This window comes from Chryseobacterium sp. 'Rf worker isolate 10', from assembly GCF_050753305.1.
Lineage (GTDB): Bacteria > Bacteroidota > Bacteroidia > Flavobacteriales > Weeksellaceae > Chryseobacterium.
Genome location: NZ_JBOZOF010000001.1, coordinates 776,032 through 792,335 on the forward strand (window position 1 = coordinate 776,032; position 16,304 = coordinate 792,335).

12 protein-coding genes are annotated in these 16,304 nt (G+C 40.6%); 6 read left to right on the forward strand and 6 right to left on the reverse strand.

Going from position 1 to position 16,304, the window contains the following annotated elements:
- Window positions 1–38 precede the first annotated feature (38 nt).
- Both LKL37_RS03460 and LKL37_RS03465 read left to right on the forward strand, forming a co-directional pair.
- Window positions 39–476 (forward strand): DUF1896 domain-containing protein, encoded by a 438-nt coding sequence (locus LKL37_RS03460; protein WP_431609201.1) that lies wholly within the window; start codon window positions 39–41, stop codon window positions 474–476.
- Window positions 463–5,871: an N-6 DNA methylase gene (locus LKL37_RS03465; RefSeq protein ID WP_431609202.1), complete on the forward strand. Its 5,409-nt coding sequence runs from the start codon at window positions 463–465 to the stop codon at window positions 5,869–5,871. Before LKL37_RS03460 ends, LKL37_RS03465 begins: the two co-directional genes overlap by 14 nt.
- 419 nt (window positions 5,872–6,290) lie before the next feature.
- On the opposite strand, the gene LKL37_RS03470 is transcribed toward LKL37_RS03465, so the two are convergent.
- Window positions 6,291–6,659, reverse strand: a complete 369-nt coding sequence (locus LKL37_RS03470; RefSeq protein ID WP_431609203.1) for a hypothetical protein — start codon at window positions 6,657–6,659, stop codon at window positions 6,291–6,293.
- A gap of 762 nt (window positions 6,660–7,421) precedes the next feature.
- On the opposite strand from LKL37_RS03470, the gene LKL37_RS03475 reads away from it, so the two are divergent.
- Window positions 7,422–7,718: a hypothetical protein gene (locus LKL37_RS03475; RefSeq protein ID WP_431609204.1), complete on the forward strand. Its 297-nt coding sequence runs from the start codon at window positions 7,422–7,424 to the stop codon at window positions 7,716–7,718.
- 2 nt (window positions 7,719–7,720) lie between these two features.
- Here LKL37_RS03475 and LKL37_RS03480 read toward each other — a convergent pair whose 3' ends face one another.
- The 4 genes from LKL37_RS03480 to LKL37_RS03495 form a co-directional block, all read right to left on the reverse strand.
- Window positions 7,721–8,470 carry a terpene synthase family protein gene (locus tag LKL37_RS03480; protein WP_431609205.1) on the reverse strand — a complete coding sequence of 250 codons (750 nt, stop codon included), beginning with the start codon at window positions 8,468–8,470 and terminating at the stop codon, window positions 7,721–7,723.
- A 338-nt stretch (window positions 8,471–8,808) separates the two neighbouring features.
- Window positions 8,809–10,551, reverse strand: a complete 1,743-nt coding sequence (locus tag LKL37_RS03485; protein WP_431609206.1) for a response regulator — start codon at window positions 10,549–10,551, stop codon at window positions 8,809–8,811.
- 109 nt (window positions 10,552–10,660) lie between these two features.
- Complete coding sequence (locus LKL37_RS03490) at window positions 10,661–10,960, reverse strand: hypothetical protein (protein ID WP_431609207.1); 300 nt, start codon at window positions 10,958–10,960, stop codon at window positions 10,661–10,663.
- Window positions 10,961–11,014: 54 nt separating this feature from the next.
- Window positions 11,015–11,215: a hypothetical protein gene (locus LKL37_RS03495; RefSeq protein ID WP_431609208.1), complete on the reverse strand. Its 201-nt coding sequence runs from the start codon at window positions 11,213–11,215 to the stop codon at window positions 11,015–11,017.
- A gap of 417 nt (window positions 11,216–11,632) precedes the next feature.
- Here LKL37_RS03495 and LKL37_RS03500 point away from each other — a divergent pair, with 417 nt between their 5' ends.
- Entirely contained in the window at window positions 11,633–11,866 is a 234-nt protein-coding gene (locus tag LKL37_RS03500; RefSeq protein WP_431609209.1) for a helix-turn-helix domain-containing protein, read from the forward strand.
- Between the two features lie 200 nt (window positions 11,867–12,066).
- On the opposite strand, the gene mobC is transcribed toward LKL37_RS03500, so the two are convergent.
- A complete protein-coding gene (gene mobC / locus LKL37_RS03505; RefSeq protein ID WP_431609210.1) occupies window positions 12,067–14,061 on the reverse strand; it encodes a conjugal transfer protein MobC in 1,995 nt (664 codons plus the stop codon).
- A 706-nt stretch (window positions 14,062–14,767) separates the two neighbouring features.
- On the opposite strand from mobC, the gene LKL37_RS03510 reads away from it, so the two are divergent.
- A complete protein-coding gene (locus LKL37_RS03510) occupies window positions 14,768–15,073 on the forward strand; it encodes a TIGR04149 family rSAM-modified RiPP (RefSeq protein ID WP_431609211.1) in 306 nt (101 codons plus the stop codon).
- Between the two features lie 56 nt (window positions 15,074–15,129).
- Window positions 15,130–16,257: a peroxiredoxin family protein gene (locus LKL37_RS03515; protein WP_431609212.1), complete on the forward strand. Its 1,128-nt coding sequence runs from the start codon at window positions 15,130–15,132 to the stop codon at window positions 16,255–16,257.
- Window positions 16,258–16,304 lie beyond the last annotated feature (47 nt).

Genomic DNA, 16,304 nt, shown 5'->3' on the forward strand with positions numbered 1-16,304 from the left:
CGATACTTTTGACTTTGATTTAAAGTAAAGAAGAGAGTATGAGTACAGTAGTAAAAGACCTTTCTTATTTCAGATTAAGGTTATTGGAACTGCTAGTGAGCAGTTTCCCGGAAAAGGTAGGAGATACAGCATTTGTGAACCAGCGCTCCGCACATTGTGCAAGCGCTTATGAGCAGGCTTTTAAGGAAGGTAATTCCCACGATGATAGCATCCGTATTGTTGAAGAAATTCTTTTTGAAGGTCTTCATTTTTCACGATTTGATACCGTGTTTAAAGTAGTATGCCGGGAGTTTGACAGACTGATGTCCGATGAAGAAATGCGGCCTTCTGCCCTAAGAATGCTTCCCGTATGTGAGGACGTATTTGCGAAGTATCCTCTTATTGCAAATTTTCAAGACGGCCCTGATTACGAATTGCTTTATACGGAGGTAACAGGAACCATTCACCTATGGATTGAAGAAAATGGGCTTCAGTAAGGGTGAACATCTGAGAAGGAATATTGAGGCGTTACGAATTGCCTTTAACGTGGAAAAGCAAAATCGAACGGCTACCGAAGCTGAAAGAAGTGTGCTTATGCAGTACCGCGGTTTCGGCGGGCTTAAATTTGTTCTTAATCCAGCAGACCATCCAGAAGATATAAAGCATTGGAAAGACTATGAACAGGGTCTTTTTACCCCGACCCGAGAATTGTTTCAGCTTCTTGGGGAACATGCCGGTAATGAGAAAGATTACCGCCAATTGCTTGACAGCCTTCGCAGTTCAGTACTCACGTCATTTTATACCCCTCCGGAAATAGTCAATGTTCTCTCTGAGGTGTTTAAGGAGCATGGAATAGACATTCGGAAATTTCTTGAACCCTCAGCAGGAATCGGCGCATTCCTTCTACCATTTGCCGGAAAAGAAGCTGTACAGACTACCGCTTACGAAAAGGACATTTTAACAGGTAAGATCCTCGCACGGCTATATTCTGATGAGAATATCCATATCAGTGGTTTTGAAGAATTTCCCGAAAGAGAACTGAATGCTTATGATGTTGTGGCCGGTAACATCCCTTTTGGAACAAGTGCTGTTTTTGATCTCAGTTACTCCCGTGGCAAAGATGCTGCCCGTATGCAGGCCGCGCGCAGTATCCATAACTATTTTTTCCTGAAAGCGACAGATGCCCTTCGTGACGGCGGTATATTAGCCTTTATTACGAGTCGCGGGGTATTGGACAGTCCAGGCAATCAGGTTATAAGGGAGGCGCTGATGAAAGAACACAACTTGCTGTCAGTTGTACGTTTACCCAACAATCTGTTTTCGGACTATGCAGGAAGCGATGTCGGGAGTGACCTGGTAGTGTTGCAGAAAACTAATAGCAAACAGGCGCTTTCAGAAATGGAGAAATATTTCTGCGAGTCATTGCCTGATGAGCAAAATGACCATGTTAATGCTTTCATCCGGTACACCAATCCGGTGGTATGTAATGAAACCATTCAATCTACTGACCAGTATGGTAAGCTGGCTACTGTATTAATTCATACCGGAGGTATTGAGGCCATTTCTTATGAAACTAAGAAACACCTGGCAGCGGATTTTAAAAACAGTTTTGATCTCAAGCTCTATAATAAATTCTTTCAAGAAGCTGCTTTGACGTCCGTTCATAACCCCGTGCTGCCGACATCGAATAGTAATAGAAAACAGGCGGATGGCGTTGTTTCTTCTGAATCTCTTAAGGACCGGGAAGAATATGCAGCTGCAAAAGTTGAGGCTTATTCTTCGGAGGTGGAGGTACAATTAAGTTTATTTGATCTTTTTGATAATGCTGCGGGTGCTGCAATAGCAGTTCCTGAATCAAAGAAAAAAAATGTTGGTTCAAAGAATAAAAAGACAGCCAGCCTGCAGCCTGGGCTTTTTGATTCCTTACCAATGGATGTTGTGGATAAAAAAATGCCTTTACCTGTTATAACCCCGAAAGTACGCAGGGGAAAGCAGGTGATGGGTGACCTTTTTTCTTCATCGGATGAATCCGTGGAACCTACTGTTACTATTCCGATTGCACCCATCCCATATTCCGGGCAGTGGCAGAACTTTTATAGGGATGATTGCCTTGTAGGATATCACGGAGCTGTAGGGTATCTCCAAAAGGTTGATAAATACAGAAAAACAGCGATGTTTCATCCATTGAGTTTGCCCTCCAGTCAGAAGGAAAGAGCTAAAGCCTATATCGTTCTCCGGGATGTCTATCAGGATCTTTATCAGAAAGAGGCTGAATTACACACTGAACACCATGTAGAAAGGGAAAATCTTAATAGTCTGTATGATACTTATATCAAGAAATACGGGAAGCTGAATGAGGCAGAAAATAGTAAGCTGATCAAAACGGACAGTGGTGGTAAAGAAATGCCGTATTTGGAGCGTGTGGTAGGAGGTGTGATCCATAAGGCTGATATCTTTAACCATCCGGTTAGTTTTTCCACGTCTTTGGCTGTTGCCGAGACTCCTGAAGAGGCATTGGTTACATCCCTGAATACCTATGGAGGTGTTGATTTGGGTTATATGGAACAGATCAGCGGCATTGCCCATGAAGAGCTAAAGACAGCTCTCCATGGACGTATTTATTATAATCCTTTGGAAAGACAATATGAGATCTGTGAAAAATGGATATCTGGAAATGTCGTGGCCAAGGCGAGAGAAATCAGTTCCTACCTTCTCAGTAATCCAGAAGATAGCCAGGCTGCCCAAAGCCTGAAGGTACTGGAAAGCGTCAGACCAGAGCGGATAGAATTTGAGGAACTTGATTTTAATCTGGGAGAACGATGGATCGCCCCGGAGATCTACAGTGGTTTTGCTTCCCACTTATTTAATACCGAGGTGAACATCGGATATATGGAAAGCACTGATGACTTTTCCATCCATTGTACCTCCAAGAATATCCATATCACGGAAAAATACGCCATCAAGTCTGAGAGCCGGACGTATGATGGCATTGCGCTATTGAAACATGCACTTGTTAATACGACTCCGGATATCACTAAGAAAGTGATGGTGGGAGATCAGGAGGTAACTGTAAGGGACATTGAGACTATCCAGATGGCAGGTACTAAGATCGATGAGATCCGTGGTGCTTTTACCGATTGGTTATATGGGCAGGATCATGAATTTAGAACTCGGTTAACGGATCAGTATAACGATACCTTCAACTGTTTTGCACGCCCGCAGTATGACGGTTCTCATCAGGTATTCCCTGGTCTTGACCGCAGAGCTTTGGGAATTGAAGATCTATACCCGAGCCAGAAAGATGCGGTATGGATGATTAAACTTAATGGCGGAGCCATTTGTGATCATGAGGTGGGTGCGGGTAAGACCCTGATCATGTGTACTGCAGCCCAGGAAATGAAGCGTTTGGGACTGGCTTATAAACCTATGATCATCGGCTTAAAGGCCAATGTTCATGAAATCGCAGAGACTTATCGCAAGGCATATCCCCACGCCAAAATACTATATCCCGGCAAAGATGATTTTACTCCGGGAAAACGCCAGCGCATCTTTGGGGATATTAAAAATAATGACTGGGACTGCATTATTCTTACTCACGATCAGTTCGGCATGATCCCTCAATCTCCCGAGATGCAGCGTGAAATTCTACAAACTGAGCTGGATAGTGTTGAAGAGAATTTGAAGGTATTGGAATCTCAAGGGAAAAATGTTTCCCGTGCCCTATTGAAAGGAGTACAGATCCGTAAACAAAATTTAGAAGTTAAGCTTAAAACATTGGAACATGACATCGAAACCCGCAAGGACGATATTGTAGATTTCAAAAAAATGGGCATCGATCATTTGTTTGTTGATGAAAGCCACAGGTTTAAAAATCTCATGTTCAATACACGGCATGACAGGGTTGCCGGGCTGGGAAATATGGCCGGCAGCCAGAAGGCGATGAACCTGCTTTTTGCCATCCGAACAATCCAGGAGCGTTCTGGTAAAGACTTAGGAGCTACTTTTCTCTCAGGCACAACGATCAGTAATTCATTAACAGAGCTGTATCTGCTTTTCAAATACCTGCGTCCAAAGGCCATGGAAAAGCAGGGCATTACCTGCTTTGACGCCTGGGCCGCCATATTTGCCCGAAAGACAGTGGACTACGAATTCTCGGTTGCCAATAACATTGTATCGAAGGAGCGTTTCCGTTTTTTCATTAAGGTACCTGAACTGGCACAATTCTACACAGAAATAACCGATTACCGTACCGCCAAAGATATTGGGATTGACCGCCCTGAGAAAAACGAAATTCTGTACCCTATTCCCCCGACTCCCGATCAGGAGATTTTCATTAAAAAGCTGATGGAGTTTGCCAAGACTGGAAATGCGGAAGTGCTGGGCAGACCGAAGCTTTCTCAGAGTGAAGAAAAAGCGAAGATGCTGATCGCTACTGACTATGCCAGGAAGATGTCTCTCGACATGCGCCTTATCAGTCCAAAATATAAAGATCATCCTGGCAATAAAGCTTCCCTTTGCGCTGCTAATATTGCAGGGTATCATAAGAAATTTAATGCACAGAATGGGACGCAGTTTGTCTTCTCGGATTTGGGCACTTACAAGCCTGGTGAATGGAACATATACACAGAGATTAAACGCAAGCTTGTCACTGATCACGGGATACCAGCACATGAAATTCGTTTCATTCAGGAGGCCAAAACGGAAAAGCAGCGTAAAGAACTTATCCGGAATGTCAACGAAGGTAAAATACGGATATTATTCGGTTCCACAGAAATGCTTGGCACAGGTGTTAATGCTCAAAAGAGGGCAGTTGCCGTTCACCATCTGGATATTCCGTGGCGTCCCAGTGACCTGGCGCAGCGGGATGGTCGGGCGGTGCGCAAAGGTAATGAAATAGCCAAATTCTTTGCGGGCAATAAAGTGGACGTATTTATTTATGCTGTCGAAAAATCCCTGGACAGCTTCAAATTTAATACTTTGTATAACAAACAGGTATTCATCGACCAGCTGAAAAGCAACACCCTTGGAAAACGTACCATCGATGAGGGAGCTATGGAAGAAAGCACAGGCATGAGTTACTCGGAATATGTTGCCGTGCTATCCGGTAATACTGATTTGCTTGAAAAGGCAAAGCTTGAAAAACAGATTGCCGGTCTTGAGAGCGAACGTCAGGCTTTCAGTCGTTCAAAAAGCAGTTCCCGTTATAAGCTCGAAGATACCAGGTCTGAGTTGGAATCCCACAGGTCCCGTTTGGAGCGGATGAATAACGATTGGGAGATCCTGCAGGGGAGAATAATAAAAAATGCTGATGGTGCGGTAATGAATCCTATCCGGCTTACAGGTCTTGCAGAAAATGCCGACGTAAAGGAAATTGGCACCAGGTTGAATATATTATCTGAGAAATTCGGTCCGGCAGGTAATTATCAGGAAATCGGTTCATTGTATGGTTTTTCTCTTTTAGTAAAAACGGAGGTTGTAGAAAAAGATAATGCATCGGTAAAATATAACCGTTTTTTTGTACAAGGCGAGGGAGGGATCAAGTATACCTTTAATAATGGAATTATGGCAGCGGATGCTAAAACGGCATCACTGAATTTTTTGAATGCTCTGGAGAAAATCCCCGGAATCATGGAGCAGGAACGGTCAAAGATTACTGTATTGGAAAAAGATTTGCCGGTACTTGAAGAAGTTGTTGGGGGCAGTTGGCCTAAAGAAAAACATTTATCAGCCCTTAAAACCCAGCTGGCCTCTGTGGAAAGAACTATCATGTTGTCTATAGAAAAACCAGGGATTCATACAGAACAGGCACCTGTGGAAGAGATGCCCATTGCTGCAGAAACAAAAAACTTCACCTCAGTGAAAGATGTCCACATCCCGAGAAGACTTCTGTGATTCTCTTGTAGATTAAAAAATCGAGATGATCCAATCAATATAAACTGATAAAAGGTTTTCCAGTACTATCTGTTGTTTCAAAAATACCATAATCTGAGAGTCCTGCTATCATAACTTGCATTTCCCGGCACTTTATAAGCGCCGTACGAAGTTCTTCAATCACTTTTATTTGTTCAAGACTAAACTCCTGAGGGTGCATATATAGCATATTTATCGTAAATTTATTGAAGGTAAGAATTTTTATCTTCCAGAGATATTTAGTCTTATCTTCTACCTTATTACAAAACAGGTGCTAAAGCGACCTTAGGTAATCAGTGAACATTTACGCAATATTTACGGTATCACTAAACTGAGTACTATTGGAATGAATACTATGATTGATGGTACTGATGTTATGAACATTATTTATTGTTTAGATCTTACTGGTGTCTTTTGGAGATCCTGTCCACCCTTGTAGATGTGATAAGCAGTTCAAAATTCCTGTCAAATTCGTTTTTCTTCCTGGTAAGTATCTCAATAATCTTTTCTTTTTCAGCATTAGAAACTTTTTCGGCAGATGACTTTCTTTTCTTATGGTATTTTGAGATAGGCCAGTTGCATTCCAATGCAATTTCCTGTATAACGGGAATGCTGAGGGTATCAATAAGTGCATAGTAGCTGAAAATGATATTGTTTTCTTTCATTTCTTTTCCGCGTATGGGTATATTATCATGCAGCAATTCCTCATCTCCTAATTCTTGATCGGTGACAATCCTCCTGGTGTGCGTTGTAAGCCTTTTTCTTTGCATAATTTTCAATGATTTTTATTTTCAGTGTGTCGAAGAAACCGTTTTCAGCTGGTCATGGGTAAAACCTCGGATATCCATTGGAGCAGAACGTTTACAAATAAATTGAGATAGGCGCGCTCAGTTGGTGATGTTCGCAGATAGAAAGGGCATGTTTTTCTGTACTCATTGATTTGCCGTAAGCATTGACAGAGATCTGTGGCATTATACCGCTTAAAAATGTCCCTGGGTATTTTCCACTCAGGATCGTAATGCAAATGCAGCAGGTCATCTGCAACACGGGCAATGGTTAGAAATTCACTGCGGTACCGTGGATTGCGATGTAGTATAAATTCGCGGGTGCAGGTATAATAACAAAGAAACAGTCTGTAATTCTCGGTTGCTTCATCATGGGTAAAACAGTCCGATAATGATATCTTTTCCGGGTTATCGCTTCCGGTTATATAATCATCCATACAATGGTATTTAACTTTATCACTGGTAACGGGAACATGACGGAAACAAAGCCATCCTGATTAAATAAGGATCTATCTACACTAGGACTCGATAAGAATAAAAAATATTTTGGTAGAAAATTAGAATACTCGTAACCGCCTTATAGTAAGTAGACTACGAATGTCAAATATAGGGGTTTTCAATAAAAAGATGAAATACTGAACTAAAAATATTAATTAGTGAAGTATAAAATATATAATATCATATATTAAATAGCAGCAGTCAATTATTAAAGCATATTAGTGACAGATAATATTTCACTAATCAGCGATGACAACTCATAAAACCCAGAATAGAGAGGTATATGCTACCGTAAAAGTATTAATTGATGCGGGTCATGCTACAACGTTCAGCTCCATTTTTCCGACCGTGAAGAAAACGAATTTTGCAAAGGATATGGGTATGAACTATCAAACTTTACTGTACAGGATCAAGCATCTGGGTTCATTTACTGTTGACGAAATCAACGCAGCTGCTCATCTGATAGGAGTGGATAAGCGGATTATATTTGGCATGCTCGCCACAGAGATAGAAAGTAAACGCCAAAAATCCACCGGTAGTCGATAATATTATCGGGCATACGCAAACTCATACCGGGTTGTTTCATTTTGTGACCAGTCTACATTGCCCCGGATAATATATTTCAGCCCATTGATATAATTGGTCAGGGAAGGCGAATTTCCTGCAAGCGCATCTGCCTTGATCTGAAAGCGTTTCATGTCCTGGTTATGAATACCGACTGTCTTATTGATAGCCTCATCCAAAGACAGATTGTATATCTGTTGAAAAATCAACACGAGGTTGTAGGTATCCCCTTGTTCTATTTCTTTGGTAAGGCTGTAGAGATCATTAGCCCAGCAGACAATATTTTCAGCCAGTCGTGTGAGTTCCGCAACCTGCTGGGTCTGGCGTCCCCAATTGCCGGTAATATTCAATACGGCAGGGATGGAAGCCGTAGCGATATTGGCCGCTCCTAAAAAACGGCGGTGCATTTTATATTCTTCTAAGGTTGGCCTATAACCATTTTTTATATTCTCCATCTGCCAGAGAGCGGAATGGAAGGTTTGGCAAAGTGCTGTTGCAAACTGCCACTGCCAAAGGTCTGATGTTATAGCAGTAACCCTGCTCCAGAAATCAGCCAAGGCATTTAGAAAGGGATGGGAATACTTCTGGGGCAGAGGGTTAAAGAAAACAGACATGAAAGCAGAAATAAAGGAACGCAATTGCAGTTTATCCTTCCCGGCATCCTTTGAAACCGGGTCTATTTGGTCATCCAATAAAAAAAGAAGACTATTGATATCTGTGAGCGCAAAAAGCAATGGTTGCGGCGCCGTGGGAAACATTCTTGCCACCATGTAAGCAAAACCTTGGGCTCTGTAATTCTTATAAGCCGTATTATCAGGTAGTAAGTTGAATTGGCGTAACCATGCGTCTGTATGGTTTTCTGCCGAATAGACATGCTGGCTAATCGTTCCATTGTAAGGACAATAGATACGGGGAAGGGTGACAGGCATTTTTTCGGATCGTTGTGAGTAAAGTATAACCAGCGTGGACTGGCGCTCATAAAAATACGAACGGCGGCTGCAAATGAGCCGCAGCCGCCTTGTTTATGGATTTTTTGTTTTAACAATATTCTACAGACACTTGTTTTAATTACTTATTTGGTAGAAATAATCTGGAAACAGTTAGCCGCCAGCGTTCTTAGTTCTTTTAAAATAACAGGTTTCAGGAGATAGTCACAGGCACCGGCAGCGATTGCATCCTCCCGGGTTATGTTATTGTCAGCAGTTATCATGATAACCGGTATCAGGTCAAAATGGCTTTTTTGCAATGCTTGGAGGACCTCAATGCCGCTCATATCCGGAAGCGTATTATCCAAAACAATCAGGTCTATGGCCTGTTTATCCAATTGGTTAAAACCGTCTCTTCCCGTTTCTGAAAGATGTACAAAAGCGCCATTACTTTCCAGATATTTTTTCAAATAAGTGGCCTGCATGAGGTCATCGTCGATAATGAGTATTTGTTTCCCGCTAATATCAGGCTGCATAAGAGAGTGCTCATCTGCCGGGGAGGCTAGAATGGGAGCAGCTGCTATTAAAGGGAATTGAGTAACGAAATTACTGCCGTGCCCAAGGCGGCTAAAGACCTCTATCTTTCCTTTCAAAAGACCAATGGTTTCACTTACAAAATAGAGCCCGAGGCCGGTTCCTTCTGCACTGTCGGTACTGCTGGAATGAAATATTTTAAAAGCATCTTCCAACTCTATCTTAGGTATACCTTCGCCCTGATCGGCAACACTGATGCTCCAAAAGTTTTCATTGCTATCTACCGTAATTGTTACTGTACTGTTTGTGCTGGTAAATTTAATGGCATTGTAGAGTAGGTTATTGACAATCCTGGTCAACTTTTCATGATCGCCTTTAATGTAACCGGGGACACTGGGACGCACCACTGTTTTTATAGTGACCTGCTTATGGGAGGCTATGTATTGGAAGATGTCCATAATATCTTTTATCCAGCTACGCACACAGATCGTACTTATTGTGAGCGGATAGACCCCCACTTGCAATTTAGAAACTTCTAAAGCGCTGTTGATAATAGTAAGCGTTTGATAGCAGCCTGCATTGAGTGTTTGGATATCGTCTTCGATCTGTTTATAATGAGCCAGCTTAGGTAATTTATCGAGTAACTGCTGGGCGATTGAAAAAATAGCATTAAATGGCCCTCTGATTTCATGGGTGATCAGCTGTACATATTTGGCTTTAGAGGCTACTGATTGCCGCAGCTGTTCAGTTAGCTGTTCCAGTCTTTCGTTGGCGTGGGCCAAGGAATCATTAGCCTTGCGCTTGTCTTCTTCATTAAACCAGACCACCACCATTACCAAAAACAAAATAACGGCCAGGCTTAACCACCGGGTAATACGCTCGTCATGCAGACTAAGGGATATTGGCTCAAAAATAGGATACTGGTAATTGTATTCAAGAATAAACAAGGTCACGCAGGTGACAATTGAACAGGTAATCTTTACATGTTTGTCAGTAAATAAAAGCAGTGGAATGATCCCTAAGAAAACGACCATTAACTTTACGTCCACATGTTTTCCGAAGAGCAGTCCGAAATATAATACGGTTGCATTTTGGAAGATGTGAATCGCAATACGTGCCACACCATACTTTTTATAGTAGTTCATGACAATTATACTGGAAAACATACCCACCTCAGTATAAGCAGCAATACCGATAGCAGCCTTCCCGGTGAGTATAAAAAGAAATGTCCCAGCTGAAATTGCAAGCAGGGCGGTCATTATGGAGATGGTGTTAACGATTAAAATAATCTTTTTTTGTGCTTCACTTACACCAGATGCACCAATATGACGGATGGATTTGAGGGAATAACGCATGGAAAAAGGGGTTTAATCAAAATAAAATTTTTCCTAAGACCAAAGTGTAAATTCTTTGTAAACGATTTTGGTATTAACCATTGCTATGTGTTGGCAGATGCCGCAAAGGTTAGTTTGCATTTACATTTACCCTTACGTGTTCACCATAAAGAAGCAGGTGAGAAATGCAGTCTGCCAACTCCTGCTTGGAACCAACATATTTAATACCTGTAACTATACATTGGTTCATTTGCCTACCATCAGGAACAAAAAGGAGCAATATTTTATATAAATAGTTTTGCTCGTCTGCCATCGTGTGCATGAGTGCAAATGCGACGGGACAATGAGCTGAAAGGTAGCGGAAATGGACAATACCAATAGTTTCGGGATGAGTGTCAACCTGTATGATATAAAAAGATGTTGGAGCCATTAGGGTAATATTTGGGTTGAATAGTTGGGTTAAAGTCTTGAAATATGAAATGTGTTATGCGGCCAGTAAAAAAATGCGGATTTGGCTTTGGAGCGCTAAAAGAATATCCGTTTCAGTATGTTCCCATGCCAGATTAGTTTGTACTAAAAGAATGGAAAGTAAAATAGAAAAAATAGCGCTTAGTCCCAAAAGAATGATAAGGGCAAGCACCAGGTAACGGTAATAACGTACTTCGTCTACTAAGAGTTTACTCATGGTGGGGAGTGTTTACGGGTCGAGATACCCTGGGGTAAAGATTGTTTTGGCGTATATAAAAATGACGCGGACACTCACTTGCCTAACGCTTTGTCTGGTTACCTTGGACGGGAGACAGACTAACATTAACAAGCGAGTGCCCGCGCCAATGAGCTGCGAGCATCGCTTTTCCGACTACCTGCTCTCCCGTCCAAGGTAACGCAAGTATGGAATCTTTCGCACACGTCAAGTTTAAATATGATCTAATCCTTGAAAATTACGATCCATAGCAGTTGATTATCAATTTACTATAATCTCAACTTTCGATATTGTTCTGAAAATCCGATCTACAGGTCTAAAATATATAAAAATCACAAATTTACCAAAGGTGAGAAATCAAATGCCAGAAATTGACAGGATTTTGCAAAAATGGATCGTTTGGACGATAAAATTGTATTATATGAGATAGGTGCCAACATCAGGAAAAAGAGAATCGAGCTTGGTTGGACACAGACGGATTTAGGCATTGCCGCCGGTGGTATGGGTGTTGGCAGAATAAGCGAAATAGAAAATGGCTTACGTGACCTGCATACGGTAACACTGGTGACAATAATCTGGGCACTGGGAGCGGAACCTGGTGAGATCATCCCCTATACCCAAAAAGATAAATAAAAAACCAGGAAGAATCCCGGTTCTATTCTAAATATTCAACATTCATTATAAAGTGAAGTGCAATACTCGTATTTTCAGATGATTTAACTAGTTATGCAGCTGTTAATACAAAATAGTATAGAAACACCGGGACTTTTCCCGATGCTCATATAATATCGTTATGACTATCAGTAAGACTGCCATTTTGTATAATAGAAGCCTTATGTTTTAAGATGTTGGAGATTGGGATCGTTATTAATCCGTTCTTTTTCTCTTTCAATAATTGATACAACATCAAACTTTATGGCCCTGTAATTTTCCTGAATTTCCATTGGCATGGTATCTTCTCTGTTTTCATTTAAGAAAGAGTTGATCTGAGGAATCCTTTGATAGGATTTCGTTTCAGCAGCAACTTTATTGTTATCAACTACAATCTCGCCATGGAAGATTTTTTGCTCAATACGTTGATCAAAATTATCGGAAACAGCCCCCACAAAGATGCCTTGAGTTAGGGTCGATATTTTGGAAGCCGGTATTAAGCTGTCGAGCTGTGTTGATATGGATGTTGACGTATCATTCCGATTGATGGTCATACTTTGGCGCTTCTGTAAAACTTTTCCAAAACGTTCTGATAAATTTTTAGCCGTTTCACCTACCACCTGGCCACTGAAAATATTACCTACTGTGTTCTGAATTACCTTGCTTTCCTTGTCGCCATAATCACGGGTTAATTGCGAAAAGTCCTGAAAGCCCAGGCAAACTGCCACCTTATTACTACGTGCCGTAGCGATTAGATTGTCCAGTCCTCTAAAATAAATTGTGGGCAGCTCATCAATGATTACAGAGCTTTTTAATTGTCCTTTTTTATTAATCAGTTTTACGATGCGTGAGTTGTATAGGCCGAGAGCAGCAGAATAGATGTTCTGGCGGTCCGGATTATTGCCCACACAAAGGATTTTTGGTTCTTCAGGGTTGTTAATATCCAGAGAAAAATCGTCACCTGTCATGACCCAATAGAGTTGGGGAGAAATCATTCTTGATAAAGGAATCTTTGCGGATGCAATCTGTCCTTGCAGCTGATCCTGGGCGCCGCTCTGCCAGGCATCCATAAAGGGAGAAAGGTAATTTTCAAGCTCAGGATAAGAAGTTAAAATAGTGAACACATCGGAGTACTTTTTATTTAGCAATTCTATGGCGTGGGGAAAAGTGCAGTATTTACCATTATCATAGATTTTCAAGAACCAAATGATAGCTGCCAATAAGATAATTGGAGAATCCACGAAAAAATCCCCTTGTTTCTGGATCCAGCTACGGTTAAGATTGAGCATAATGGTATAGGCGGACTCGTAGGCATCAGAAATATCTGTCATAAAATTCGGGTTGATAGGATTACAGCGGTGGCTTCGGCGAGGATCATCAAAGTTGATGACGTAGAATTTGGGTTTTATCTTGTATTTGTCAGTATGCTTTAGAAGATGGTTATAGGCAATGGTAGAAAGGTCATCAAACTTAAAATCATATATATACATCGAAAATCCCTTTTCGATTTGTTGCTTGATATAGTTGTTGACAATTGCATATGATTTTCCGGAGCCAGGAGTTCCCAGTACAATAGTAGCCCTGAATGGATTCACAACATTGATCCATCCGTTGTTCCATTTTCCTTTGTAGTAGTATTTTGTGGGAAGGTTAACAGAGAATTCGTTTTGTATCAATTGGGTTTCCTGCATGAAACTCTCATTTTCATTATTAAATACATCATCCATCAGATTATTCTTGAGCAGTCTGCTCATCCAGACGCCAGCCATAAGAAGAGCGATGTATCCTAAACTGATTGTGAGAATATAGAAGAATGAACCGAGAGTGGTAGGAAGCTTTAATAAAGGACCATTTAAAAAGAACAGTACAAATCCTACTCCTAACGCTGTGTAAATTTTGGACCAGGTTATCTTTTCGTTTTTAACCCCTTTGGTACCAAGACAACTTAAAGAGAGTAGTACCAATGCAAAGGCTTTGGTATAAAGGGGGTGTGAAAATAATCCGGCTGTCCTTTGAAAATTCCATAATATTCTGGTCACTACCTGTAATGTGTAACCACGCTCGTCAAAGGCTCCATAGCAGAACCAATATAAATGCATCAAGACCAAAAGAATGCTTACAGCGCGCATAAAGGCCATGATCTTAGCTAATCCTCTTAAATCGTCTTCTCCCTGCATAATCTATAAAATGTATTACGGGTCAATGTAGAGGATTCAGTTATGCGCTATGAGAGATATGGAGGGAATGGCTTTAGGTGGCATCCTTTGGCGGTAAATTTACCTTTTAGTTATTCTGTAAAAAAGGTAGTAAATATAGCTGTCTGCCAGACAGCCCAAGTAGCAAACTCACTCATTTTAAATGTACAGCAGGTTAAGAATTAAACAGAAAATAAGATTTATTAATGGTTAAAATATGGCTTAACAAATGGTAATGTGGTAAACTTTAATTTTCGAATGGAAATTGAGCATAAACAGGCGGGTCAAAATAGCATCTGTAAAAGTCAAAATACCATACAATTATTGGATTGATAACTGATATATTTATACTGCGATGCATATTGGATCTATAGAAAACCGATAAGTAATAAACATCCTGTGAGTTGGAATCCGGTATGCAAAGACCATCACTAATCAAGTTAATAATCGAAAGCCCGTTGAATGATAAAATCAAGCCCTGGAGTGGTTTTTATCTGGAAATCATTGTGTATTAACGGTTAAAATACTTAACCCCTTTGCTGGTACTCGATAAGTAAATTTCCTAGTGGTTGAGCGAACCCGGATTGGATATGTATAGCCCTGGAATTTGTTATTCTACGATTTTATCTTCTAATTAATTTGAACAATCTCCTTTTTGATTTATTATTTTACCCAAAAACATATCATCATGAAAAAATTAAAGCTTATCACCCTTAACTTAAATCACACCGAAGTATTAACCCGCGAACAGCTGAAAAATGTATTGGGGGGTACTGGCTCGGGTGTAAATTGTGGTTCTAATCAGCATTCCTATACTTGCGTTACTGAGTGGTCATGGGGATCTACTCAATGTGGCGACGGATGTGCTGCAAGCAATGATGCAATGACGGCACTTGCCATTAGCACCTATGAAACCCAGGGTGTTTGGGATCAGGTGCACACTCTCACCTGCTATCAATCTGGTCAGCCGGTTCCTACAGGTTTATGTAATTAGTAATTTATCTGTTTTTACGATTTAAAAAAGGAAGATCACTCATCAACTAATGGATAATGTATTTAGCGGGAATTAGAAAATATGACTTTAGGAGTAAGCTAATAGCTTTTTTTTTAGTGTTGACAGTATTGGAAACCTCGGCTCAGTGCAAAGTACATATCCAGGCTTTTGTAAAGGACGGTCCGACACAGCATTTTCAAATTACTAGAAATGGCACGCAATCCAATTCTGTATTTACATTTGCCAACGGATCGTCTGATACATTAGAAGTTTCCCCGGAACGAGGATTATATTTGCTGAATTTTGAAAAGCAGGGAAGAGTTATACTGCTTCTTTTACAATGCCAGGATAGCCTTATACAGGTTTACCTGGATAATAAGTCTATAAAAATTACAGGTTCACCTGAGTCTCAAAAAATCAATATGTTTATTGATACGGTCAATTCAATCAACCGTCAATTAAAGGATCTGGATATGACAGAAGCTCTAGCATCAGATCTGGATAGAGACTCAATTTCTAATATAAGAAGCCTACTTGGTAAAAGGAAGCTAGAAGTCGCAAAACAAACTGTAGCCACTGGTGAAACAGACTTATTTACGGCATATGCGATTCGCTTTATTCCTAAAGATAATTTTTCCTATTTTAGTGGTGTACTGGATTCTGTTGTTCAAAAATTTTCCGGTTCACAACTTTTGATTGCCTCGGTTAATGAATTGAAAATGGCTGTACAACGAGAAGCAACTGATGCCAATTCTCTAATTAGTACAAATCAACAGGCACCAAATTTCGAAATCCCAAACCAGGAAAATAAGGCAATTTCGCTTAGCCAGTTTAAAGGAAAATATGTTTTACTGAATTTTTGGGCCAGTTGGTGTCCGCCATGCATTGAAGAATTACCCCAATTAAAGGAGCTAAATAGAAAATTTAAAAACAATAATTTTGTCCTTTTTAGTGTTTCACTGGATCATGATAAGGGTAAATGGTTAAATGCCATCAAGACAAATCGGCTATCATGGTATCATGGAAGTGAAATAAAGGGATGGAATTCATCACTTGTCGCTTCTTATCATCTAAATTCAATTCCACGTACCATCCTAATTGATCCTGATGGTAAAGTATTACTTGACAGAATCGGCGGCGACATTCACGATTTTGAGGTTGTAATTTCCCAACGGCTGAAGTAATGACTAAGTACATGATTATAATAATGACAGTAAAGTCGTTAATAAAT